This is a genomic window from Pseudomonas sp., from assembly GCF_036387035.1.
Taxonomy (GTDB): Bacteria; Pseudomonadota; Gammaproteobacteria; order Pseudomonadales; family Pseudomonadaceae; genus Aquipseudomonas.
The window spans coordinates 50,885-75,037 of the sequence record NZ_DASVUM010000166.1 but is presented as its reverse complement, the minus strand read 5'-3'; the positions used below and the strand labels follow the sequence as shown (position 1 = coordinate 75,037).

Genomic DNA, 24,153 nt, shown 5'->3' with positions numbered 1-24,153 from the left:
AGTAAGGTGCCGTTTTTCTTGCGGTTCAAATACTGAATCGAAGAATATTGTCGAAGGTGTGGTTGATCAGGCGCAGGGACTCGCGTGCTGAACTTGCTGCTGATTGGCACGAGACGGCCATGCGGCGAGCGGGCTGATCGGCCTTGAGCGCTTGGATCTCCCGGAGGGTGGCGCTCAAGAGGCCGGACAAACGCGAACAATAGGCCCCCATGTTCCCTGCCGAGAGGATCGCCGTGTTGTAGGCGCGACGATGCCATTCCAGTGTGCTCCTTGCCGAAGCCAGACTGCCCTCGTCTGTCACCGCGCTGCCCAGTGTCTCCAGAACTTTTCTGGACTTGGCCTTGACCAGCAGTCCTTTTCGTTTTGCGTATTCATATGTCCTCACGTTCATGAAATCCATGAATCGTGGAACGGTCTGGCTGGCGCATTCGATGATGCGGTCGCATTCCGCCTGTTGCCGCTTGAACTCTGCCTCGTGGCGCAGCAGCTCCTGGGTGAGCTGCGCGATTCGGCTGTTAAACGGTTTGCTGTCCAGCAGTGCAATCATGTCCGTCAGCGTCTTTTTCGTGTCCTGATGGAGCGCACGAATTTGCTTCACGCTGCTGCTCCAGAGCGTGCTGCCTCGCCGAGCGGTGATGACAGCCTGATCCATCGCTGGCTCCCTGTATTTACCGTATTCGGCTTCAGGCACCAAATCGAGCTTGATCTTGAAGGCTTCAATGTATTGCGGAAGCTTTTCCAGATAGCCGATGTTGAATCCAAGATAAGCCACGTCGTCGTATTGGATGAGATGTGTTGTCATTTTTCGCCTCCATGGCGTTACAGCCCGAACTCGATGCGTCGCCACTGCGAAGTCGCCTAGCGTTTCGCCTGATGTCCAAACGTCGAATCCGCTCTGTCATTGATGTCCATAGTTCTTGCGGAACTCACGGTCTGCCTCTTTGAACACGTTGAGCAACGTGTCCGCCTCCCGTTTTATCCGGGTCCAGGGTTCAGCCACCAGATTGAAAGCGTTCATGAGGCGGCGCAGTGACAGCGCGCTGTCGATTTTGCCCGCTTCTTGAACCGAGTGAGTCAGGTAGATATGCAGACCGTTCCACACTACAACCATGTTCTGAGTGGCAATGTCGGCATCCAGAATGATCAGGCCGAGATCATGCAGATCTTGACGAACGCGCTGCAGCGAGGCGTGAATCCTGTTTTTCTGCTCCAGTAGACGAATGCTGTTCTCTTGTTCCAGACGCAATGCATTGATCTTTTTGCGCACTTTGTCTGGTTCAACGCCGTGGTATATACCCAGACCGATCAGGGCAAAACTGGCCCCCACCGACTTCTTGATCAGCGCCTTGTATTCCCGCTGTGTTTCTTCGATGTCTGCGGCACGTCTGTTGATGGCGTCGTGTAGCGTTTTGATGTCGGTCGGCACACTGTTGCTGTCGATACTCCTCAACTTGAGCTGGACGTCGGGCATTACCCGTGTCGACAACTCCTGCGCAAACGCATCGAGCCGACGCTTGAGTGTTTCGGTTGCGTTGCGACGATGCAAAACCAGCGCTGCGACCTGCTCAACGTAATGCAGAAAATCGTCGTGATCCGCCGGGTCAAGCGTCTCTGCAGCTTTTGCCTTGATCTCGTTATAAAGCTGTCGTACGCCGTTTCCGTAAACTTGCATCTGATCGGCGAATACCCACAACTCGCTGCCGACGTTCATCAGGTCGGTACGAAGTGGATTCCATTGTGCGGCGTGAAGATGAATACGGTTGAAACTCGCCTGAAAATCCCTGGCTTCAAGATTCTGGCCGGCGCCTGTTTCATAGCCGAGATACCAGACAACATCCTTGAGGGCGATGGGAAGCGCGAGAGCGTGGGTTGCATACCGCAATAAATCAATCAGTTGTGCTTTGGTCAGGAAGAGGCCTGGCGTGCGAATGGCGTCTTTTGCCGTGCGCGCTGCAGCGGAAATCAAAATGCCGGGCAGGCGCTCTGCCAGGTCAAGTTTCTCATCGCGAACGGGTGCGTCATCCATTGCTCCGGATGATTTCATATCGTTAATCCTTTAATGAAATGAATCGCCTGGGCGGGGAGGCCTGGCTTGAGCCAGGCACTCCGGTATGGGGCCGGAAAGAACATCCCTTGTACTTCCCGGCCTGCGTTGTTGCGCGTTGGCAGATGAAGTCAGGCCATGACTTTCAAGTGTTTTGCCAACGACAGTGCGTCAACGGTGAACTGAGCGACCGCGTCCTGATCGCCACCGTTTACATTGTTGTGAGTGGTCAGGAAGGCACGTTTGGACACGACGCATTTCTTGAACTCGGCGATGTACTGTGCACGATGGTCGTCGAAGTTATGGCACTCCGATATCAGCTCTTTCTTCAACGTGACCAGACGCAACTCACTGGTCTTTGCGTAAGTGCTGTTGATCAGGTCATCGATCTGTTTGCGGAGGACGTTACGGGCTTCAACCATACCCAGGTAGTTGATCAGGCTTTCGGCCCGTTGCAGCACCTGTTGCGCAAGACCGATTGCGGCTTCGACGGCGATCAACTGGGGCGGGGTCATACCCATTTTGACCAGTTCCTGAGCAGTTAACGCGGTGTCTTTGGCCAGCTCGGTGAATCCCCCGGCTTCGATCAATGCCATTGCGTCGGTCAGCGCTTTGCGTTTTTCTTCCAGCGCATCCTGCCGTGCTTTGATCTCCAGCACTTCTGCCGGCAATCGCGCCTGATCGGCTTCAAGCTGTGTGATGTACTTGCCAGTGGCCGCTCGATCGATCGGGCTTGCCATGGCCGGGATCAGGTTGTGGAGCGTGAGCTCTTTCTTACCCACGGTGTCCATGATGGTCTGAACCCGAAGGACGATGTCTTCAATGATTTCTTCTTTGTCAGACTCAGGCGCATTCTGGAGCTCCTCTTGAAGCTCTCTGAGGGTGCCGACCTGGATACCTAGAACGGTATCCAGCGATTGAGCAGCGTCCCGAAGTCTGAAGTCAGCATCACGCATCGCCTTGTCCTGGTCAGAGACTCGGCTGTGCAACGACGGCAGATACTGTGTCTGAATGAAAAGCCTCTTCATTTCAATGGTTGCGTCGTTAGCATTGGCTTTCGCCTGTTTGAACGCTTGAACGTTCAGCTCCGGGTAGTCTGGGCTGCCTGGAAATCGGGAAATGTTATTCATGTTTAAACTCCGTAGTCTTCTCTGAATTCGCGGTCCGCTTCTGCGAACACGTGTTGTAATTTCTTCGCGTCCGCTTCGATGGTTTCCCAAGGTGTAACCACCAGATTGAATTGGTTGCGGAACCTGCGCATGGTCAGACCGTCGTGGATGCCGTCAACCTCGGTGGCAGAAGCGGCGATGAATGTGCCAAGCGAATTCCAGACAGTGATCAGGTTTTTGGTGGCGATGTCGGCATCGATCACAATCAGATCCAGGTTCTGGAAGTCCATCCGTATACGGCCCAACGAGGCCAGAATCTGGTCTTTCTTCGTCATCAGTGCGATATCAGCTTCCTGCTGTTCGGTGAGCTTATTGCGCTCCTTGCGAATTTTTTCGGCCTGGACGCTCGAGTAAATCATCATGACCAGATTGCCAATGACTGCACTGATGGCCTGCTTGACCATCTCTTTGTATTCTTTGTTTTTTTCTTCAATAGCCAATGCGCGGTTATCGATTTTTAATTGAAGCGCTTTGATTTCGCTGCTCAGACCGTTGTTGTCGATGAGCGACAATTTGAGCTTGATGGCCGGGCCGACCTGCTGAGCCAATTGTCGGCCGAATGAATCCAGGCGCTGTTTAATTGCAAGCGCTTCGGTCTCTTGCTCTTTTACTTTGTTGAGTATCTGATCCAGGAAATAACCCAGATCGTTGCGGTCTTCCGCTTCGATGTCAGGGAATTTTATTCCCTGCTGGCGCTCGACCTTGCGCAGGTCTTCAAGCGTTTTGATGTTGTATTTTTCGATCAGGCCTAATGCCGCGATATCATTGAAGACTTCTTTCATGCTTTCGCCATAGACCTGGATGGAACCGGCGAATACCACGAGCTTGGTATTAACGGTCAGCAGGTCAGTCCGCAGCGGATTCCACAATCTGGCGTGGCCGTTGATGATCTTGAACGTCTGCTGAAAGTCAACGGCCTCAAGGCCGAGACCTGCGCCCGTCTCATAGCCCAGATAAGCGATAATTTTATCCAGCTCAGTGGGAAGCGCGAGTCCGGCAATTTCATACTTCTTGAGGTTTACGACTTGCTCTTTGGTTAGGATCAGCCCGGTGTCCCGGGTATCGCTTTCGGTTGTTGCGACCGATGAACCGAAAAGGCTTGCAGGATCACTCGCTGCGTCGGTGACGAGGTTTTCCATAAGTTGAGACATATCATTAATCCTTTAATGACGTGTGGTGATTATCTGGGATTCATTAAAACGCCAGATGCAGAATGGTTAAATGGTCTGCACGAGAGGGAGAGTATGTTGTGTTTTTGGAGCGGTCAAAATAGAAAGGCAGTCTGAGTGTGTAGGAGGATTCCACCCGCACAGTCACACTGTGGGAGTTGTCCCCGTAAACGGTGGACTCAAACATGATTGGGGGCTGCTTGTGAAACTGTGTTTGGAAAATGCATCTTACAATTGGCGGTTATGAAGCCTCAATAGTGCACGGTATTGCGCCGCGTCTGCCTCATTTCCCAACTGCGACGCTCGCTCATGGTAATCCAGCGCCAGCGCTCGAAGCTGAGGATGAACCGCTTGCAACAGCGTGTTGCGACTGACTCGCAGGAAGTTGAGATTGCCGTTGGCGAGCGCGGTTTTCAGCCAGGACACCGCTTCCTCGATGCGCCCCTGATCTGCCAGCACTGCGGCATGACTGAATTGCCCACGAAAATCACCTGCCTGCGCCGAACGTTGATACCACTCGTGGGCTGCAGCGAGATCCCGTTCGCAGCACAGCCCTTCTTCCAGATACCGACCCAGCAGGTTCATGGATTTGGCGTGGCCTATCTGCGCTGCCTTGCGATAGCAGGCGAGCGCGCGCGCCTGGTCTTTGTTCACACCGCGGCCCGTCGCCAGCAAATTACCGAAGTTATAAAAGCCCCAATCGAGCCCGGACTCGGCGGCAAGCCGGTAGTGTTCGGCGGCCCTGGTGACGTCCGCCTCGCAGCCCCAGCCATGCTCATGGCAACGACCGACCATGTTGAGTGCCATCGGATGACCTTTGCGGGCGGCAATCTGGAACCATGTCAGCGCGAGCACCGGGTCCTGCTCGATGCCGTTGCCGTCGAGCAGGATCTGCCCCAGCAAGGCCTGAGCGTCGAGGATGTTTTCCTGCGCCGCGAGGAGGATTGCCTTTGCCGCGCTCGAGGGATCAGCGTGCAGCATGGCCTGCAACTGCTCGCCGTCGAGCACTTCATGACGCCGTAGATTCCACGTCATCAATCAGACCTCGACCCATTGACGCAGCAGGTTGTGATACGTGCCTGTGAGTTGAAGCAGCGAGGGGTGATCCGGCACGTCACGGCTCAGTTGCTGGATGGCCGCGTCCATCTCGAAGAGCAGCGTGCGGTGACCATCGTCCCGCACCAGACTTTGGGTCCAGAAGAACGAAGCGTACCGCGCGCCCCGTGTCACCGCGTTGACCTTGTGCAGGCTGCTCGCCGGATAAAGAAGCAGGTCTCCAGCGGGCAACTTCACCTGACGCGTCCCGAAGGTGTCCTGAATCACCAGTTCGCCGCCGTCGTAGTCGTCGGGGTCGCTGAAGAACAGCGTCGATGACAGATCCGTGCGCACGCGCTCTGGACTGCCCTTCGCCTGACGGACAGCGTTGTCGATATGGAAATCGAAACTGCCACCGGCGGTGTAGCAATTCACCAGCGGTGCAAAGACCTTGTGGGGCAGGGCGGCGGACATGAACAGCGGGTTTTGCCACAGGCGATCAAGCATGGCCGCGCCGATCTCCACCGCCAGCGGATGGCCTTCGGGTAATTGCAGGTTGTGCTTGGCTTTGGCCGACTGATGCCCGGCGGTGATCTTGCCGTCGGCCCAGTGGGTTTCTTCCAAGGCCTGTCGGATGCGATGCACTTCCTCGGGGGAAAAAAGACCGGGGATATGTAGGAGCATGAATCGCAACCTGTGAGCAGAATGAAGCGGCGGATGATAGTGATTCTTATTGGTCCTGTAAAACGTCACCTGCGCGCGTGAATGGATCGATGTGAAAATTGAGTAATGGAAAAGTGTAAAGAATGTAAGTTTTGTGCGAATGCGAAACAGTCTCAACTATATTCCGCCGCCTTACTGATGCCTTGGGGAAGGAAAATGCCGCGCCACGCACAACCCGTTATTGCACATTCCCAGCGATCCATCGCCAGCGCAGTCGGCGTCGCCCTTGCAGCGATGTCAGTCGCCCACATGGCGCAGGCTGCTGAGCCTGGATCGGACAACGCGCTGAATCTGGGTGCCACCAATATTGACGGGGAGCGGGCCGACACCGCTTACAAGACCGAGGAGTCGGCCTCGAAAAAGTACACTGCCCCGCTTCGCGAAACACCGAAAAGCGTCACGGTGATACCGCAGCAAGTCATCCGCGACACGGCCGCTACGAGCCTGGCTGACGCATTGCGCACGACCCCCGGCATCACCTTTGGTGCAGGCGAGGGCGGTAATCCGAACGCGGATCGCCCGATCATTCGCGGTTTCAACGCAGAAAGTGACGTCTTCATCGACGGCATGCGCGATGTCGCGGCGCAGAGCCGGGAAATTTTCAACGTCGAATCGGTCGAGGTCAGCAAGGGCCCAGGTTCTGCCTTCACCGGCGCAGGCTCCACAGGCGGCAGTCTGAACCTCATCACCAAAGGCGCTCACCTGGGCGATGCGTTCAATGGCGGCTACACCTTTGGCTCGGACCAGACTCAGCGCTACACGCTGGACGTGAACAAGCAGATGACTGACACGTCCGCTTTCCGCCTGAACCTCATGAAGCATGACTCCAACGTGGCCGGCCGCAATGATGTCGACAACAGCCGCTGGGGCGTCGCGCCTTCGTTCGCGTTCGGTCTGGGCACCGATACGCGGGTCAAGGTCGATTACTATCACCTGTCAACGGACGACATGCCCGACTACGGCATCCCGCTGACCAACAGCACCGGGCGCAGCAAGTACGTGGTCGACAAGCCGGCGCACGTCAACGAAAACAATTTCTACGGCCTGACCGACCGCGACTATCGCAAGAGCGTCAACGACAGCGGCACGATCCGCATCGAGCACGATCTCAACGAAAACCTGACGATCTCCAACAGCTTCCGCATGTCGCGGTCGACGCTGGATTACATCGTCACCAACCCGGACGACAGTCGCGGCAACGTCGCCAACGGCCTGGTTTCACGCTCTGCCAAGAGCCGCAACTCCACCTCCAGCGGCTTCGTCAACCAGACTGACCTGCAAGCGAAATTCAATACCGGCTTCGTCGAGCACAGCATGGTGACCGGCCTCGAATTTTCGTATCAGGACACCCATAACCGCGCCTACAACGTGCTTTCCGCGAGCGGCGGCACCATTGGCTCAACGTGCAACGCAGCGCTGTTGGCGTCTGGCGATTGCACGAGCCTGTCCAATCCTTCGCCGAAGGACGACTGGAACGGCACCATTACCGACAGCCAGGCGTACACCGATACCGACACCAAAACCAGTGCAGCCTACGTTTTCGACACGCTGAAATTCAACGAGCAATGGTCGCTGAACCTCGGTCTGCGTTATGACGATTACGACGTGCGCTCAAGTGGCTACAGCACCGGAGGCCGTGGCTCGGTCGCGGGCAGCTTCAAACGCGAAAACACCAGCCAGCTGTGGAATTACCAGGTCGGCGTGACCTACAAGCCGCTGCCCAATGGCAGCATCTACGCCGCGTGGTCGACCTCCAGCAACCCGTCGGGTGAGACGAGCGGCAATGGCGGTCTGGAAATCGCGGCAAACAATGCCAACCTCGACCCGGAAAAGAACCGCAACTACGAACTGGGCACCAAGTGGGACTTCTTCGACGACAACCTGTCGCTGACCGCAGCGCTGTTCCGCACGGAGAAGACCAACGCCCGGGTGAACGATCCTGACAACGCGACGTTTCAGGTCCTGGACGGCGAGCAGCGTGTCGATGGCCTTGAGCTGACCTACAGCGGCAACATCACCGGCAAGTGGAAAGTCTACGGCGGCTACACCTACATGGAGAGCGAGATCGTCAAGGCGACCAGCAAGGCGGACGAGGGCAATCACATGCCGAGCACACCGCGCAACAGCTTCACCTTCTGGACCACTTACGAGCTGGTGCCGAAGCTGACCGTGGGCGGCGGCGCGACCTTCGTCGATTCGCGTTTTGGCAACGAAGCCAACTCAGTGGAAGTGCCGTCCTACTGGCGCTACGACGCAATGGCCACGTACGCGCTGACCAAGAACGTCGACCTTCAACTAAATGTGCAGAACCTCACCGACAAGCGTTATTACGATCAGGTGTTCACCACACACTACGCCCACATGGCCGCCGGCCGCACGGCGCTGATGAGTGCCAGCTTCCACTTCTGATCCAGCGTGATGCCCTGACGCTATGGGCCAAGCTTGCTCGCCAGCACCGGCACATCCACCGATTCCGTGGGAGCGAGCTTGCTCGCGAATGGCCGCTACAGGCGCTGAAACCCTCAGCGCCTGAAACAAGGTCTGCCTGAGCAAATGGAAACACCCACTCCCGGTCCCTCCAGGAGGGTTTGCATCAAGAATCAGCCACAGATGAGAATGCATTCCGTTTCTGCGCATAATGCGCGCCGTGGCGGGTTAACGAGGTGTCGAGGGTGTTGAAGAAAGTCCTGTTTCAAATTCACTGGTTCTTCGGGATCACGGCGGGCCTTGTCCTTGCCTTGATGGGAGTCACGGGCGCGCTGTATTCCTTCGAAGACGAGATACTCGACGCGATCAACCCTGACGTGTTGTTCGTTCAGCCTCAGGCGCAGCGGCTTTCGCTGGCGGAGATGGTCACCAAGGTCGAGGAGCAGGGCAAGGACACCGCGGCGATGTTCCGCATCGACGTCGACGGCGACCGGATCGCCCAAGTCTGGTTCAAGCCTGCGCCCGGCCAGCGTCGGGGCGAAATGCACAACTTCAACCCTTACACCGGAGCGTTCACCGAAGACGCCGTCGGCCAGGATGTGTTCGGGTTCATCCTCAATTTGCATCGGTTCCTTGCTGCCGGGGAATACGGCAAGCAGGTCACCGCTGCGTGCACACTGATCCTGGTTTTCTTCTGTTTGTCCGGCCTCTATTTGCGCTGGCCGCGCAAACCGTTGAACTGGCGCGTCTGGCTCACCCTGGACTGGGCGAAGAAGGGACGCAGTTTCAACTGGGACCTGCATTCGGTGTTCGGCACCTGGTGCCTGATCATTTATCTGCTGCTGGCGGTCACCGGGCTGATGTGGTCCTACGACTGGTTCAGCAACGGAGTGACCAAACTCATCGGCGACCCGCCTGTGGCAGGCGAGCAACGCCGAGGCGGCGGACCGCGCCCAGCTGCGGCCCAGCAGGACGCCTCGTCAGTGGCGGCTGTTGCACCGGACTACGACGCCATCTGGCAGACCATCAAGACTGCCGCAGGCCCGGACCTGAAAACGTACAACCTGCGCATGCCAGCGGCCCCCGGCCAGATGGCCACTGTGTTCTACCTCCTGAAAACCGCGCCGCACCCCCGGGCGCTGAACCAGATCACCCTGGATCCTGCCAGCGGCGCCCTAAAGGCAGTGTCGCGCTACACAGACAAGAGCCTCGGCGGTCAGCTGTTGATCAGCAATTATGCGCTGCACACCGGCAGCTATTTTGGCCTCACGGGTCGCATCGTCGTGACCGTTGCCGCACTGATGATGCCGTTGTTTTTTATCACCGGCTGGCTGCTGTATCTGGACCGTCGCCGCAAGAAGCGCGACATTCGCAGCGCACGCGGCGACGTGGTGATGTCGGCAGCCGGGCAGGGCACGCCCTGGTTGATCGGCTTCGCCAGTCAAAGCGGGTTCGCCGAGCAGCTTGCATGGCAAACGGCAGGCCAGTTGCAAACCGCCGGCATGCCCGTCAAGGTGCAGCGCCTGGCGGAGATCACCGAACAGGACCTGCATCAAAGCCGCAACGCCCTGTTCGTGGTCAGCACCTTTGGGGACGGCGAAGCCCCGGACAGCGCCCGTGGTTTCGAGCGCAAAGTGCTGGGCCGGCCGCTGGCGCTGGAGAACCTCAACTACGCGGTGCTTGGGCTGGGTGATCGCCAGTACCAACAGTTCTGCGGGTTCGCTCAGCGGCTGAACGGCTGGTTGGCGGAGCGGGGCGGACGCACGCTGTTCGCGCCGGTTGAAGTAGACAGTGGCGACGGTGCGGCGCTGCAACACTGGCAACAGCAACTGGGCCAGTTGACGGGCACCACGCCCACGACCGTCTGGCAAGCGCCGGATTATCAGAACTGGACACTGGTGGCTCGGCAGTGGCTCAACCCCGGGAGCGCAGGTTCGAAAGTGTTCCTGCTGGGGCTGACGTGTGAGTCGGCTACCGGTTGGGAGGCCGGCGATCTGGTCGAGGTTTTGCCGCGCAACCCGGCAGACTCGGTCCAGCAGTTCCTGTCCGGATTGGGCATCACTGCTGACACGCAGGTCATCGTTGACGGCTTGGGCGAGCCCCTCGGCCAAGCCTTGTCCACGCGTCAGTTGCCGCTCAATCGCAGCCATCTGGTTGGCTTGCATGCGCAGGCACTGGTCGATGCGTTGGTGCCGTTGGCGGTGCGCGAGTATTCGATCGCGTCGATTCCCGAGGACGGCGTGCTGGAATTGATCGTGCGTCAGGAGCTGCACCCCGACGGCACTCTGGGCTTGGGTTCGGGTTGGCTGACCGAGCACGCATCGCCAGGTGCCGCGATCAACCTGCGGATTCGCCGCAACAGCAGTTTCCACCTGCCGAGCGAATCGTCCCCGATTATCTTGATCGGGAACGGTACGGGCCTGGCCGGGCTGCGCAGCTTGCTCAAAGCCCGAATCCAGCACCATGAGCAACGCAACTGGTTATTGTTCGGTGAGCGCAATCAGGCCCACGACTTCCACTGCGCTGATGAATTGAACAGCTGGTCGGCGAGCGGCGACCTAGCTCGCCTGGACCTGGCGTTTTCGCGAGATCAGACAGAAAAGATTTACGTGCAGGACCTTCTGCGCGAAGCGGCCGATGAGCTTCATCAGTGGCTTGCAGAAGGCGCCGTGATCTATGTCTGCGGAAGCCTCGACGGGATGGCGGCGGGCGTTGACGGGGCGCTCAAGGCTTTGCTCGGCGAAGAACGCGTGCAGACCCTGATCGAGCAAGGGCGTTATCGGCGGGACGTGTACTAGCGGGCCTGTTCGCCGCACGCCAAAAAAAAGCCGCTGTGCTCACGCACAACGGCTTTCTTCGTTCAGTCCCTCAACCGGCCATCAGGCCACAAACTGCTCCGCGTAGTGGCAGGCCACCTTGCGGTGGTCGACGTCACGCAGCATCGGCTCTTCGGTAATGCAGCGCTCTGTCGCGTAAGGGCAGCGCGTGTGGAACGCGCAACCGCTTGGCGGGCTCAGCGGGTTAGGGAGTTCACCGACAATCTTGATCTTCGGCTTCAGCGGATCCGGATGGATCGTCGGCGTCGCAGAAAGCAATGCCTGGGTGTAAGGGTGCAGGGGGCGGCTGTAGATGAATTCCTTTGGCCCCATCTCCGCAGCACGACCCAGGTACATCACCATGACCGTGTCAGCGACATGACGCACCACCGACAGGTTGTGGGAGATGAACACGTAGCCGGTATTGAACTCCTGCTGCATGTCCATGAACAGGTTCAGCACCTGTGCCTGAATCGACACGTCCAGCGCTGAAGTCGGTTCGTCCGCGACCAGTACCTTGGGCTGCAGCATCATGGCCCGAGCCAGCGCGATACGCTGACGCTGACCGCCGGAGAACATGTGCGGGTAGCGCTGATAGTGCTCCGGACGCAGACCCACCTGCTTCATCATCGCCTGCACTTTGTCGCGACGATCTGCGGCGGACAGCTGAGTGTTGATCAGCAGCGGCTCGCCCAGTTGATCACCCACCTTCTGCCGCGGATTGAGTGACGCGTACGGGCTCTGGAACACCATCTGAACGTCTTTGCGCAGCTGTTTACGCTGGGCCTTGGTCGCACCGGTGACTTCCTGGCCGGCAATTTTAAGCGAGCCGGAAGACGGCTCTTCGATCAGCGTGAGCGCCCGCGCCAGGGTGGACTTGCCACACCCGGACTCGCCGACCACGGCCAGCGTCTTGCCAGCTTCCAGTTCAAAGGAGACACCGTTAAGTGCGCGCACGGTGGCGTGTGGTTTAAACAGCCCGCGGGACACATCGTAGTGACGGTGAAGGTCACGAGCGGTCAGTACGATTTCGCTCATTATGCGACCTCCTGATTTCGCGGATAGAAGCAGCGCGCAAGGCTCTGCGCTTTAGGGTCCAGCGCTGGACGCTGCTGACGGCAGTTTTCCTGCACGTACGGGCAGCGCGGCGAGAGCAGGCAGCCATGAGGGCGGTCATAACGGCCCGGCACGATGCCGGGCAACGTCGCGAGCCGCTCGGCGCCCATGCTGTGTTCAGGAATCGCGGCCAGCAGCGCTTCACTGTAAGGATGCGCAGGAGCGACAAACAGCTGGGGAACATGACCCACTTCAACCGCTTGGCCGGCGTACATCACGCAAACGCGCTGTGCGGTTTCGGCGACGACTGCAAGGTCGTGCGTGATCAGTACGAGCCCCATGTCCTGCTCTTTTTGCAGGGCCAGGAGGAGGTCCATGATCTGCGCCTGAATGGTGACGTCCAGTGCTGTGGTCGGCTCGTCGGCGATCAGCAGTTTCGGTTCGCCCGCGATCGCCATGGCGATCGCAACACGTTGGCTCATGCCGCCGGAAAGCTGGTGCGGATAGGCGTCCATGCGCTGTTCAGCGCCCGGAATTTCCACTTTTTTCAGCAATTCAAGCGCGCGTTGATGCCCGGCTTTGCCCGACAGGCCGAGGTGCTGGCGCAGCACTTCCTTGATCTGGAAGCCGACGGTGTAGCTAGGGTTCAGGGCGGTCATCGGGTCCTGAAAGACCATCGACAGGTCTTTGCCGATCACTTGCCGACGCTGGCGTGCATTCAGCTTGAGCATGTCCTTGCCGTCAAAGATCAACGAGTCGGCGGTGACGATGCCAGGGTGATCGATCAGTCCCATCAGCGCCATCATGGTCACGGATTTACCCGAGCCCGACTCGCCGACGATGGCCAGCACTTCACCTTTTTCCACACGCAGATCCAGGCCTTCGACGACCGGGGTAGCGGTGGCGTCGCCGAAGCGGACGTTTAGATTCTTCATTTCCAAGAGTGACATTCGAACCTCCTCAGGCGGCGTTCTTGAGTTTCGGGTCCAGCGCATCGCGCAGACCGTCGCCCATCAGGTTGATTGCCAGCACGCTGAGCAAAATGGTCAGACCCGGGAGGCTCACCACCCACCAGGCGCGTTCGATGTAATCACGGGCCGAAGCGAGCATGGTGCCCCACTCAGGCGTTGGCGGTTGTACGCCCAGACCCAGGAAGCCCAGCGCCGCGGCATCGAGGATCGCCGAAGAGAAGCTCAGTGTTGCCTGAACGATCAGCGGCGCCATGCAGTTGGGCAACACGGTGATGAACATCAGGCGAGGCAGCGTGGCGCCGGCCAGACGCGCGGCAGTCACGTAGTCACGGTTGAGTTCGCCCATGACCGCTGCACGGGTCAGACGCACGTACGAAGGCAGCGAAACGATGGCGATGGCGATGACGGTGTTGATCAGCCCAGGGCCGAGGATCGCGACGATGGCAACAGCCAGCAGCAGCGAGGGCAGCGCCAGCATGATGTCCATCAGACGCATGATGGTCGGGCCGAGAACCCTCGGGAAGAAGCCGGCGATCAGTCCCATGAAAATGCCCGGAATCAGGGACATGACCACCGACGACAAACCGATCAGCAGCGAAAGGCGCGAGCCTTGAATCAGGCGCGACAGCAGGTCGCGGCCCAGTTCGTCGGTGCCCAGCAGGAATTGCCATTGGCCGCCTTCAAGCCAGACCGGCGGGGTCAGCAGGAAATCGCGGTATTGCTCGCTCGGGTCATGGGGGGCAACCCACGGCGCAAACAGGGCGCAGAACACGATCACCAGCATGAACGCAAGGCCGGCCACAGCGCCTTTGTTCTTGGAGAAGTGGTGCCAGAACTCTTTGTAAACAGACGGGTAGAGCAGGCTTTGATCGACTGCTGCTACGGGAGTAGGTGTGCTCATAAAAAGGGATCTCAGCGCTGGTGACGAATGCGTGGATTGGCAAAGCCGTAGAGGATGTCCACCACGAAGTTGACCAGAATCACCAGGCAGGCAATTAGCAGGATGCCGTTCTGCACGACAGGGTAGTCACGGGCGCCGATGGCTTCGATCAGCCACTTGCCGATGCCCGGCCAGGAGAAGATCGTTTCGGTCAGAACCGCACCGGCGAGCAGCGTGCCCACTTGCAGACCGAACACGGTCAGCACCGGGATCAGCGCGTTGCGCAGGCCGTGAACGAATACCACGCGAGCCGGCGAAAGGCCCTTGGCGCGTGCCGTGCGCACGTAGTCTTCACGCAGCACTTCAAGCATCGAGGAGCGCGTCATCCGGGCGATCACCGCCAGCGGAATGGTACCCAGCACGATGGCCGGCAGAATCAGGTGACGCAGGGCGTCCATGAACGAGCCTTCTTCATCGCTGAGCAGGGTATCGATCAGCATGAAGCCGGTTTTGGGGGGAATGTCGTACAGCAGATCAATACGACCCGACACCGGGGTCCACCCCAGCGAGACCGAGAAGAACATGATCAGGATCAGGCCCCACCAGAAGATCGGCATCGAGTAACCCGCCAGCGAGATACCCATGACCCCATGGTCGAAAAGGGACCCTCGCTTCAATGCGGCAATGACACCGGCCAGCAGCCCGAGAATGCCTGCGAAGATCAGCGCCGCAATCGACAGTTCCAGTGTTGCCGGGAACAGCGAAGTGAATTCGGACCACACGCTCGTGCGCGTACGCAGCGATTCGCCGAGATCGCCATGGGCGAGCTTGCCGACGTAATCGATGTATTGCGCATAAAGGGGTTTGTTCAGGCCAAGACGTTCCATGGCTTGGGCGTGCATTTCCGGATCGACCCGGCGTTCACCCATCATGACTTCGACTGGGTCGCCCGGAATCAGGCGAATCAGGGCGAAGGTCAGCAAGGTGATGCCGAAGAAGGTGGGTATGAGCAACCCCACTCGGCGAGCGATAAAACTAAACATCTTCTCGTGTACCTCATCAGCCGGTTAGGCGTGTACCGGCGGGTCTCTGGGTAATAGAGCCCGCCGGATTCTTCTTCTACTTCACTTGGGTGGTAGCGAAGTTATTAGTGGTGAGAGGGCTGATGTGATAGCCCTCTACGTTGTTGCGCATGGCAGTGAACATCTTGGTGTGGGCCATGCTGATCCATGGCAGGTCCTGATTGAAGATCACTTGAGCCTGCTCGTAGAGCGCGGCACGTTCGGCCGGGTCGGTTTTTTCCCGTGCCTGATCGATCAACGTCTGGAACTTCTGATTACACCAGCGCGCGTAGTTTTCGCCGTTTTTGGCGGCCTCGCAACTGAGGTTTGGGGTCAGGAAGTTATCAGGGTCGCCATTGTCGCCTGCCCAGCCGGCCGACACCATGTCGTGTTCGCCGTTTTTGGCCCGTTTGAGCATTTCGCCCCATTCCATGACGCGTATATCTAACTTAATGCCGACTTTGGCCAGATCGGCCTGCATCATTTGTGCGCCGAGCATCGGGTTCGGGTTGGTCGGGCCGCCGCCGTTGCGCGTGAACAGGGTCAATACGGTGCCTTCGGGAACACCCGCTTCCTTGAGCAAGGCGCGCGCCTTGTCCAAATCATGGGCAGGATTTTTCAGGTCTTCGTTGTAGCCCAGCAGCGTGTCCGGATACGGATTGACTGCGACAGTAGCGTTGCCTTTGCCGAACAGGGCATTGACGTAGGCTTCTTTATCGAACGCGATTTCAATCGCTTTGCGCACGCGCACGTCGCTCATGTACTTGTGCGTGGTGTTCATCGCGATGTACGCCGTGGTCATCGCGTTCAGCTCATCAACCTTGAGGTTGGTGTCTTTCTTGATGCTCGGAATATCGTCAGGCTTGGGGTACAGCGCAACCTGACACTCATTGGCCTTGAGCTTCTGCAGCCGCACGTTGTTGTCAGTAGCGATGGCGAAGATCAGGGTGTCAGCGGGTGGCTTGCCACGGAAGTAATCCGGGTTGGCCTTGAAGCGCACTTGAGCATCCTTGGCGTAGCGCTGGAAGACGAACGGACCGGTGCCGATGGGCTGGCTGTTGAGGTTTTCGGTCTTGTTGGCCTTGAGCAACTGATCGGCGTATTCCGCCGAGTACACTGAGGCAAACGCCATGGCGACGTCGGCCAGGAATGGCGCTTCGCGGCGGGTCAGGGTGAACTTGACGGTGCTGTCGTCGACCTTCTCAACGTTCTTCAGCAGCTCTTTGAAACCCATGCTCTCGAAATAGGGGTAACCGACCTGCGACTGTTTATGCCACGGGTGGTTGGGGTCCAGTTGACGCTGGAAGCTCCAGACCACGTCATCGGCATTCATGTCGCGGGTCGGTTTGAAGTATTCGGTGGTGTGAAACTTGACGCCCTTGCGCAGGTGGAACGTGTAGGTCAGGCCGTCATCGCTGATCTCCCACGTATCGGCCAGCGCGGGAACGATCTCGGTCGAGCCCGGCTTGAAGTCCACCAGACGGTTGTAGATGGTTTCCGCCGAAGCGTCGGCGGTCACGGCCGTCGTGTAGAGCGCCGGGTCGAAACCTTCCGGGCTGGCTTCGGTGCAGACCACCAGAGGCTTGGCCGAAACGCCGATCGCGACGCTGAACAGTGCCAGTGCGACCGCGTTGCGCAATGTGGCGAGTTTGAATGTCGATTTCAAGTAACGCACTCCGCAAGTGATGAAGCCATAAATGAGTCGGTATCGGGCCGCTAAGTTCGGTAAGAAGCGCAGCCCGAGGCCGATTTGTGGTGCTGATTACATAATGTTGAACGGGATGGTGGTCACCAGACGGAACTCGTTGATGTTGCCATCAGCCTGGTTGGCGCTCGCGCGGTGGGTGGTGTAAGTCGCACGCATGGTCGAAGCCTTCAGCGGGCCGGACTGCAACGTGTACGAAGAGCCGACACCGTATTCGTAGTGAGTCTCACCGTCCATTTTCGAGACGTCGTAGGCGGTGCCTTTGTAGTGCGTGCCGTCGATGTCGAAACCGCGAGCCTGGTAGATGTTGAACTTCAGGCCTGGCACGCCGTAGTCGGCCATGTTCAGCAGGTAGCTCAGTTGAACCGACTTCTCGTTCGGGCCGTTGAAGTCCGAGAGCAGGGAGTTGGCGAGGAAGATGGCGTTGGTGTCGTGGACGTAGTCGAAGTAGGTGTCGCCTTCGACTTCCTGGTACGCGACGCTGAAGCTGTGCGCCTTGTGAGTGGCGGTCAACGACAGGCTGTAGGTGTCGTTGTCGATCTCACCCATCTTCTTCTGACCGGAATCCTTGGTCTTGTAGTAGTTCAGGTTGGTGCTCAGGCCCAGTACATCGGCATCACCCAGTTCGTGGGTGAACGCGAAGTAGTACTGGTGCCAGAAGTCCTCGACGTTGGAGGCGTAGAAGCTGGTGGTCAGGCTTTTGAACGGTTTGTAATCCACGCCCGCCATGTCGACACGGTCGGCGGTGGCGGTGTTGTTGGTGTACTCGGAACGGAACTTGGTCAGGCTCTGCTCGCTACGTGGGGACACGCGATCAAAGCTGCCGGCCTGGAACGAGATGTTGTTGAACTCTTCGCTCAGGATGCTCACACCTTCGAAGCTCGAAGGCAGCGCACGGTTGCCGATGTAAGCCAGCACCGGGGTGTTCATCGACTGGCGGCCGGCGGTCAGTGTGGTGTTGGAGATGCGCGCCTTGATGTTGCCCAGGCCCATCTTGCTCCACTGCCCGACAGGGTCGCCGTTGTTTTCGGTCAGCGTACGGTTGGCGCCGCCCATCAGGTCGTCTTTGTCACGGTCCAGCGCAACGGCGTTGTAGATCGCCAACTGCGTCGCGAAACCGACGGTGCCCTGGGTAAAGCCCGAGCTGTAGTCGACGATGGTGCCCTGAACCCAGTTGATCCGGCGCGGATCGCTGTCGACCACAACGCCGTTCTCGCTGCGGCGGAACTCGCCGCCACGGCGCAACAGCTCGTTGGCATACCAGTTCTTGGTCGAACCGGTCAGTTTGGAGTCTTCCAGGAATCCCTTCGCTTCGCCCTGGGCGTTGCTTGTAGCCAGTGTGGTCGGAACGAATTCCTGACTGGTGGGCTCTGCCTGGGCCGCGACGCTTATGGCGAGTACGGATAAGGCGAATACAGCGGTGCTGGCTTTTTTCACGTTTTGAAGCTCCCGATTACTGCTTTTTTAGAGGCGGGCTTTTTATGGTGTAGCCCGCTCGGTGGTGCGGCCTCATGGGCCATTTATTTGCCTATCCGTCTAAACGCGGATAAAGCGATGCCAAAGGGCGCAGTTGCGCCCCAAAGGCATGTTTTTGAATTAGTCGGCGATGCTGACGCCCGAGAAGTTGTTGCGATTGAACGGGCTCACCCGGAAACCTTGCACTTCCTTACGCAGCGGCTGGATCACCGTCGAGTGGGCAATCGGCGTAATGGGCACTTGCTCTTTCAGGTAATGCTGAGCCTGTTTGTACAGCGCGATGCGCTGGTCCTTGTTGGTGTTCGAGACGGCGGCCTTGACCAGTGCGTCGTATTTCTCGTCGCACCACATCGAGTAGTTGTTGCCGCCAATGGAGGCGCAGCTGTACAGCGTGCCCATCCAGTTGTCCGGGTCACCGTTGTCACCGGTCCAGCCAATCAGCGAAATGTCATGCTCGCCGTTCTTGCTGCGCTTGAGGTACTCGCCCCATTCGTAGCTGACGATGGTCGCCTTGATGCCGACCTTGGCCCAGTCGGCCTGAAGCATTTGGGCCATCAGCTTGGCGTTGGGGTTGTAAGGGCGCTGGACCGGCATGGCCCACAGGGTCAGCTCGGTGCCTTCCTTGACCCCGGCGGCGCGCAGCAACTCGCGGGCTTTGTCCGGGTTATAGGGGGCGTCCTTGACTGTGTCGTCATAGGACCACTGCGTAGGCGGCATGGAGTTCTGCGCCAGTTGTCCGGCGCCCTGGTACACCGCGGCGATAATCGCCTTTTTATCCACCGCCATGTCCAGCGCCTGGCGGACCTGCAAGTTGTCCAATGGGGCGTGGCGTACGTTGTAGGCGATGTAACCCAGGTTGAAGCCAGGCTTTTCGATAACCTGCAGGTCTTTGTCTGCCTTGATCGATTCCACGTCCGCCGGACGCGGATTGAGTGTTACCTGACACTCGTCCTTCTTGAGTTTTTGAATTCTCACCGAAGCATCTGTATTGATGGCGAAGATCAACTGATCAATCTTGACCCGACTTGGGTCCCAGAACGCTTTGTTTTTGACGTAGCGAATCTGCGAATCCTTTTGATATCGCTGGAACACAAACGGACCGGTGCCAATGGGCGCCTGATTAATATCGCGCACATCACCCGAGGCCATCAGTTGGTCCGCATATTCAGCGGACAGGATGGACGCGAAGTTCATCGCCACATTCTGGATGAATGCCGCGTCAACTTTGTTGAGTGTGAATACGACGGTCATCGGGTCGGTCTTTTCAACCGACTTGATGTTCTTGTCCAGGCCCATGCTGGTGAAGAACGGGAACTCCGTCGGATAAGCAACGCGGAAAGGATGGTCCTTGTGCAGCATGCGGTTGAACGTAAACAGTACGTCGTCCGCATTGAAATCACGCGTGGGTGTGAAGGTCTTGTTGCTGTGGAATTTGACGCCTTCACGCAGGTGGAACGTGTAGGTCAGGTTGTCAGGGGAAATGTCCCAGCTTGTCGCCAGAGCAGGCACCACGCTGGTTTCGCCGCGTTCGAACTCGGCAAGACGGTTGTAGATCGGCTCGGCGGCATCGTTGTCAGTGCCGGAGGTGTACTGGCCGATATCAAACCCGGCCGGGCTGCCTTCCGAGCAAAAGACCAGGCTGTTGCTGGCGGCTTGAGTCACAGGCGTCAGGGCCAGGAGGCCGGCAGTTATAAGTGATGGCATAACGATATTTGAACGCATGATATTCCTTATCGTGAGGGGCGCGATTAAATACAAATGCTCGCGAATTCCATGGCAATCGTTTGCGCAAATGGAAAGTCAACGCCCGGATACAGCCCACTGTTCAAGATAACAACGGACTGCAGTTGCGGCATGTCAGAAGGTATGTCTCTGACGCCGCACAGTCCATAGTTACGCGTGCTTCAAAGTCTGTAGGAAAAGTGCTTATTGTTAGTAGGCAGGATCTGTAATCCGGTCGCTACTCATCTAACAATAGTCATTTCATCTAACAGTCGCGCACATGACAACGCGGTCGCATTGCCCTTGGGCAACGCGACCGAGCAGTCATAGTGAGGTATTACTTGCCGCTGACGCTGACGCCGTAGAACGAGTTCAGACCAAATGGGCTGATCTTGAAGTCCTGAACTTCCTTGCGCATCGGCTGATAAACAGTCGAGTGTGCGATTGGCGTCATAGGCACGGCATCTTTGAGCAGGTGTTGAGCTTGCTTGTACAGCTCGGTGCGCTTGGCCTGATCGGTGGTTTCCTTGGCCTGGTGGATCAAGGTATCGAACGGCTTGTCACACCATTTGGCGAAGTTGTTGCCGTTAAGGGCGTCACAGCCAAACAGGGTGCCGAGCCAGTTGTCCGGGTCACCGTTGTCGCCGCTCCAGCCAATCAGCATTGCGCCGTTTTCGCCGGCCTTGGCGCGCTTGATGTACTCGCCCCACTCATAGGAAACGATCTTGACGTTGACGCCGATCTTCTTCCAGTCGTTCTGGAGCATCTCGGCCATCAGCTTGGCGTTCGGGTTGTAAGGACGCTGAACCGGCATCGCCCACAGGGTGATCTCGGTGCCTTCCTTCACGCCTGCCTGTTTGAGCAGGTCCTTGGCCTTGGCGATATCGTACGGTGCGTCTTTGATCGTGGTGTCGTATGACCACTGGGTAGGTGGCATGGCGTTGGTCGCCAGTTGGCCGGCGCCCTGGTACACCGCGTCGATGATGGCTTTCTTGTCGACTGCCATGTCCAGAGCCTGACGCACTTTCACGTCAGCGAGCGGGTTCGGCTTGTCGTCGCCCTTGATCTTCGGCATTACGTTGTAGGCGATGTAACCCAGGTTGAAGCCCGCCTGATCAGGCATCTTCAATGCCGGGTCAGCCTTCAATGGCGCAAGGTCAGCCGGACGCGGGTAAGCAGTGATCTGGCATTCGCCCTTCTTCAGCTTCTGCGCGCGAACCGAGGCGTCAGTGGTGATGGCGAAAATCAAGTTGTCGACTTTGACGTCTTCAGGATTCCAGTAGTCCTTGTTCCCGGTAAACCGGATGTTGGAGTCCTTCTGGTAGCTCTTGAACACGAACGGGCCAGTGCCGATCGGCTTCTGGTTGATGTCTTCCGGCTTGCCCTCTTTAAGCAGTTGGGCGGCGTATTCAGCGGACTGAATGGACGCGAAGCTCATCGCCAGGTTCTGGATGAACGCGGCATCGACGGTACCGAGGGTCATTTTGACGGTGTGATCGTCGACCTTCTCGATCTTGGTGATGTTGGTGTCCATCGCCATGTCGGTGAAGTACGGGAATTCGGTCGGGTACGCCTTACGGAACGGGTCGTCCTTGTTGATCATGCGATTGAACGTGAACAGCACGTCATCGGCATTGAAGGTACGCGTCGGCTTGAAGTACGGGGTGGTGTGGAATTTCACACCTTCACGCAGATGGAAGACGTAGGTCAGGCCATCCGGGGTCACGTCCCAGCTGGTGGCCAGGCCTGGAATGACAGCGGTGCCGCCACGTTCGAACTGGCTCAAACGGTTGAAAACGGTCTCGGCCGAAGCGTCGAAGTCGGTACCGGTGGTGTATTGACCTGGATCGAAACCAGCAGGGCTGCCTTCGGAGCAGAACACCAGATTCGATGCTGCATGGGCGAAGGGAGCGCTGGCGATCAAACCTGCGCCGAGAAGAAACGGAATGACCGCTTTTTTGAGCATGGTGGCCTCAGTTGTTGTCATTTTTTGATTGAGGGTACGGCCTTTTGAGCCGGTCCCGCGGATACTTATGCAGGCGCCATACCCAAAGCAAGACGTTGGCGCCAGCAAGGTGACAAACAGTGGCACGAACGTACACGAATGTCGCATAAGTGTAATTTCTGACGCTGTTGAACGTTTGCGTGTCGCATATCGATATCTTTGCCGCCCCAAAACGGTGCATCGCAACGTGGCGATTGCACCCGCTTCGGTCAGCAAGTGTTACTTCGCTGTTGGTTTCAGGCAATTATTTGGCCAGGCTGACGCCGTAGAAGGGCGTCAGGCCAAATGGGCTCAGTTTGAAGTCCTGAACCTCTTTGCGCATCGGCTGGAACACCTTGGAGTTGGCGATCGGGGTGATCGGCACGTCGTTTTTCAAGATGTTCTGCGCTTGTTGGTACAGCTTGATCCGCTCGTCGCGGTTGCTGGTCAGCTTGGCCTGGGTCACCAGTTTGTCGTAGCTGGGGTTGCACCACTTGGCGTAGTTGCTGCCATTCACCGCGCCGCAGCTATAGAGCACGCCGAGCCAGTTGTCAGGGTCGCCATTGTCCCCGGTCCAGCCGTAGATCATCACGTCATGCTCGCCGGCCTTGGCGCGCTTGATGTACTCGCCCCATTCATAGCTGACGATGTTGGCCCTGATGCCGATCTTCGCCCAGTCCGACTGAATCATCTGCGCCGACATGCGGGCGTTCGGATTGGAGGCGCGCTGCACGGTCATTGCCCACAGATTGATTTGCGTGCCGGGGGCGACGCCCGCTTCCTTGAGCAACTGCCTGGCTTTTTCCGGGTCATGGGGCGCGTCTTTGATGTTCGCGTCAAAGCTCCATTGCGCAGGGGGCAAGGCGTTCTGAGCCAGTTGCCCGGCGCCTTGGTACACCGCTTTGATGATGGCCGGCTTGTCGATGGCCATGTCCAGCGCCTGACGCACCTTCAATTGATCCAGCGGCGGATGGGTCACGTTGTACGCAAGAAAGCCCAGATTGAAACCTGCCTGGCTCAGCACCTTGAGGTTCGGGTCCTTCTGCGCTTCTTCGATGTCCTGCGGACGCGGGTAACCGCTGATCTGACATTCGCCGGTTTTGAGTTTCTGCAGGCGGGTGGCAGCGTCGGTGTTGATCGAGAAGATCAGGTTATCCAGCTTCACGTCCTCCGGCTTCCAGTATTCCTTGTTGCCGACGTAACGGATCTGCGCGTCTTTCTGGTAGCGCTTGAACACGAATGGCCCTGTGCCGATCGGCTTAAGGTTGATGTCGCCAGCCTTGCCTTGCTTGATCAGTTGCGCTGCGTATTCCGCCGACTGAATAGAGGCGAAGCTCATTGCCAGATTCTGGATGAACGCCGCATCAATGTTGTTCAAGTGAAAGCGGACGGTTTGGTCGTCGACTTTTTCAACCTGCTTGATGGTGGTGTTCATGCCCATGTCGGTAAAGTACGGCGACTCCGACGGGTACGCCTTGCGGAACGGATCGTCCGCGTTGAGCAGGCGGTTAAAGGTGAACAGCACGTCATCGGCGTTGAAGTTGCGGGTCGGCGTGAAATAGTCCGTGGTGTGGAATTTCACTCCTGGCCGCAAGTGAAAGGTATAGGTCAGGCCGTCGTCAGACACATCCCACTTTGTGGCCAGGCCTGGCTCGACCTCCGTGCCGCCGCGCTTGAACTGGGTCAGGCGGTTGAAGACGGTTTCGGCTGACGCATCGAATTCCGTGCCACTGGTGAACTGGCTGGGATCGAAGCCGGCAGGGCTGGCCTCCGAGCAGTAGACAAGGGTGCTGGCCGCCTGCACCGAGGGAACGCACAGCGCCATAGCGCCTGCCAGGAGCAGAACTTTGAAGGGTGTGTCCATGTGAACCTCATAAGGTGCGGCACTCATGCCTGAATTCATCGACAGGATGAT

17 protein-coding genes are annotated in these 24,153 nt (G+C 58.0%); 2 read left to right on the top strand and 15 right to left on the bottom strand.

The window, feature by feature from the left end; all coding sequences use genetic code 11:
• Positions 1 to 25 precede the first annotated feature (25 nt).
• From VF672_RS15965 to VF672_RS15940, 6 genes are all read right to left on the bottom strand, one after another.
• On the bottom strand, positions 26 to 802 hold the full coding sequence (locus tag VF672_RS15965; protein WP_331105530.1) for a hypothetical protein: 777 nt from the start codon (positions 800 to 802) through the stop codon (positions 26 to 28).
• Positions 803 to 898: 96 nt separating this feature from the next.
• Positions 899 to 2,044, bottom strand: coding sequence for an alpha-xenorhabdolysin family binary toxin subunit A (locus VF672_RS15960; RefSeq protein WP_331105529.1), 1,146 nt, complete (start codon positions 2,042 to 2,044; stop codon positions 899 to 901).
• Positions 2,045 to 2,175: 131 nt separating this feature from the next.
• Positions 2,176 to 3,174, bottom strand: a complete 999-nt coding sequence (locus VF672_RS15955) for an alpha-xenorhabdolysin family binary toxin subunit B (RefSeq protein ID WP_331105528.1) — start codon at positions 3,172 to 3,174, stop codon at positions 2,176 to 2,178.
• A 2-nt stretch (positions 3,175 to 3,176) separates the two neighbouring features.
• Positions 3,177 to 4,364 (bottom strand): alpha-xenorhabdolysin family binary toxin subunit A, encoded by a 1,188-nt coding sequence (locus VF672_RS15950; RefSeq protein WP_331105527.1) that lies wholly within the window; start codon positions 4,362 to 4,364, stop codon positions 3,177 to 3,179.
• Between the two features lie 246 nt (positions 4,365 to 4,610).
• Positions 4,611 to 5,417 (bottom strand): tetratricopeptide repeat protein, encoded by an 807-nt coding sequence (locus tag VF672_RS15945; protein ID WP_331105526.1) that lies wholly within the window; start codon positions 5,415 to 5,417, stop codon positions 4,611 to 4,613.
• Between the two features lie 3 nt (positions 5,418 to 5,420).
• Positions 5,421 to 6,101: a Fe2+-dependent dioxygenase gene (locus VF672_RS15940; protein ID WP_331105525.1), complete on the bottom strand. Its 681-nt coding sequence runs from the start codon at positions 6,099 to 6,101 to the stop codon at positions 5,421 to 5,423.
• Positions 6,102 to 6,296: 195 nt separating this feature from the next.
• Here VF672_RS15940 and VF672_RS15935 point away from each other — a divergent pair, with 195 nt between their 5' ends.
• Entirely contained in the window at positions 6,297 to 8,549 is a 2,253-nt protein-coding gene (locus VF672_RS15935; protein WP_331105524.1) for a TonB-dependent siderophore receptor, read from the top strand.
• A 266-nt stretch (positions 8,550 to 8,815) separates the two neighbouring features.
• The gene (locus VF672_RS15930; RefSeq protein WP_331105559.1) at positions 8,816 to 11,365 is read left to right on the top strand and encodes a sulfite reductase flavoprotein subunit alpha; all 2,550 of its coding nucleotides are present in this window, start codon (positions 8,816 to 8,818) and stop codon (positions 11,363 to 11,365) included.
• An 81-nt stretch (positions 11,366 to 11,446) separates the two neighbouring features.
• On the opposite strand, the gene VF672_RS15925 is transcribed toward VF672_RS15930, so the two are convergent.
• The 9 genes from VF672_RS15925 to VF672_RS15885 all read right to left on the bottom strand — a co-directional run bounded on the left by VF672_RS15925 (position 11,447) and on the right by VF672_RS15885 (position 24,102).
• Positions 11,447 to 12,421, bottom strand: coding sequence for a peptide ABC transporter ATP-binding protein (locus VF672_RS15925; protein ID WP_331105523.1), 975 nt, complete (start codon positions 12,419 to 12,421; stop codon positions 11,447 to 11,449).
• Complete coding sequence (locus tag VF672_RS15920; protein ID WP_331105522.1) at positions 12,421 to 13,389, bottom strand: ABC transporter ATP-binding protein; 969 nt, start codon at positions 13,387 to 13,389, stop codon at positions 12,421 to 12,423. Before VF672_RS15920 ends, VF672_RS15925 begins: the two co-directional genes overlap by 1 nt.
• Before the next feature lie 10 nt (positions 13,390 to 13,399).
• Positions 13,400 to 14,311 (bottom strand): ABC transporter permease subunit, encoded by a 912-nt coding sequence (locus tag VF672_RS15915; RefSeq protein WP_331105521.1) that lies wholly within the window; start codon positions 14,309 to 14,311, stop codon positions 13,400 to 13,402.
• A gap of 11 nt (positions 14,312 to 14,322) precedes the next feature.
• Positions 14,323 to 15,333: an ABC transporter permease subunit gene (locus VF672_RS15910; RefSeq protein ID WP_065990182.1), complete on the bottom strand. Its 1,011-nt coding sequence runs from the start codon at positions 15,331 to 15,333 to the stop codon at positions 14,323 to 14,325.
• 76 nt (positions 15,334 to 15,409) lie between these two features.
• The gene (locus VF672_RS15905; RefSeq protein WP_331105520.1) at positions 15,410 to 17,017 is read right to left on the bottom strand and encodes an ABC transporter substrate-binding protein; all 1,608 of its coding nucleotides are present in this window, start codon (positions 17,015 to 17,017) and stop codon (positions 15,410 to 15,412) included.
• A 96-nt stretch (positions 17,018 to 17,113) separates the two neighbouring features.
• Positions 17,114 to 18,493: an OprD family porin gene (locus VF672_RS15900; RefSeq protein ID WP_331105519.1), complete on the bottom strand. Its 1,380-nt coding sequence runs from the start codon at positions 18,491 to 18,493 to the stop codon at positions 17,114 to 17,116.
• Between the two features lie 159 nt (positions 18,494 to 18,652).
• The gene (locus VF672_RS15895) at positions 18,653 to 20,254 is read right to left on the bottom strand and encodes an ABC transporter substrate-binding protein (protein WP_331105518.1); all 1,602 of its coding nucleotides are present in this window, start codon (positions 20,252 to 20,254) and stop codon (positions 18,653 to 18,655) included.
• Between the two features lie 337 nt (positions 20,255 to 20,591).
• Positions 20,592 to 22,220 (bottom strand): ABC transporter substrate-binding protein, encoded by a 1,629-nt coding sequence (locus VF672_RS15890; protein ID WP_331105517.1) that lies wholly within the window; start codon positions 22,218 to 22,220, stop codon positions 20,592 to 20,594.
• A 283-nt stretch (positions 22,221 to 22,503) separates the two neighbouring features.
• Positions 22,504 to 24,102, bottom strand: a complete 1,599-nt coding sequence (locus VF672_RS15885) for an ABC transporter substrate-binding protein (RefSeq protein ID WP_414705619.1) — start codon at positions 24,100 to 24,102, stop codon at positions 22,504 to 22,506.
• Between the last annotated feature and the right edge of the window lie 51 nt (positions 24,103 to 24,153).

Bases quoted from the DNA above. Each gene is read 5' to 3' on its own strand.
- VF672_RS15965 (WP_331105530.1), bottom strand. From the start codon at position 802: ATGACAACACATCTCATCCAATACGACGACGTGGCTTATCTTGGATTC.
- VF672_RS15960 (WP_331105529.1), bottom strand. From the start codon at position 2,044: ATGAAATCATCCGGAGCAATGGATGACGCACCCGTTCGCGATGAGAAA.
- VF672_RS15955 (WP_331105528.1), bottom strand. From the start codon at position 3,174: ATGAATAACATTTCCCGATTTCCAGGCAGCCCAGACTACCCGGAGCTG.
- VF672_RS15950 (WP_331105527.1), bottom strand. From the start codon at position 4,364: ATGTCTCAACTTATGGAAAACCTCGTCACCGACGCAGCGAGTGATCCT.
- VF672_RS15945 (WP_331105526.1), bottom strand. From the start codon at position 5,417: ATGACGTGGAATCTACGGCGTCATGAAGTGCTCGACGGCGAGCAGTTG.
- VF672_RS15940 (WP_331105525.1), bottom strand. From the start codon at position 6,101: ATGCTCCTACATATCCCCGGTCTTTTTTCCCCCGAGGAAGTGCATCGC.
- VF672_RS15935 (WP_331105524.1), top strand. From the start codon at position 6,297: ATGCCGCGCCACGCACAACCCGTTATTGCACATTCCCAGCGATCCATC.
- VF672_RS15925 (WP_331105523.1), bottom strand. From the start codon at position 12,421: ATGAGCGAAATCGTACTGACCGCTCGTGACCTTCACCGTCACTACGAT.
- VF672_RS15920 (WP_331105522.1), bottom strand. From the start codon at position 13,389: ATGTCACTCTTGGAAATGAAGAATCTAAACGTCCGCTTCGGCGACGCC.
- VF672_RS15915 (WP_331105521.1), bottom strand. From the start codon at position 14,311: ATGAGCACACCTACTCCCGTAGCAGCAGTCGATCAAAGCCTGCTCTAC.
- VF672_RS15910 (WP_065990182.1), bottom strand. From the start codon at position 15,333: ATGTTTAGTTTTATCGCTCGCCGAGTGGGGTTGCTCATACCCACCTTC.
- VF672_RS15895 (WP_331105518.1), bottom strand. From the start codon at position 20,254: ATGCGTTCAAATATCGTTATGCCATCACTTATAACTGCCGGCCTCCTG.
- VF672_RS15890 (WP_331105517.1), bottom strand. From the start codon at position 22,220: ATGCTCAAAAAAGCGGTCATTCCGTTTCTTCTCGGCGCAGGTTTGATC.
- VF672_RS15885 (WP_414705619.1), bottom strand. From the start codon at position 24,102: ATGGACACACCCTTCAAAGTTCTGCTCCTGGCAGGCGCTATGGCGCTG.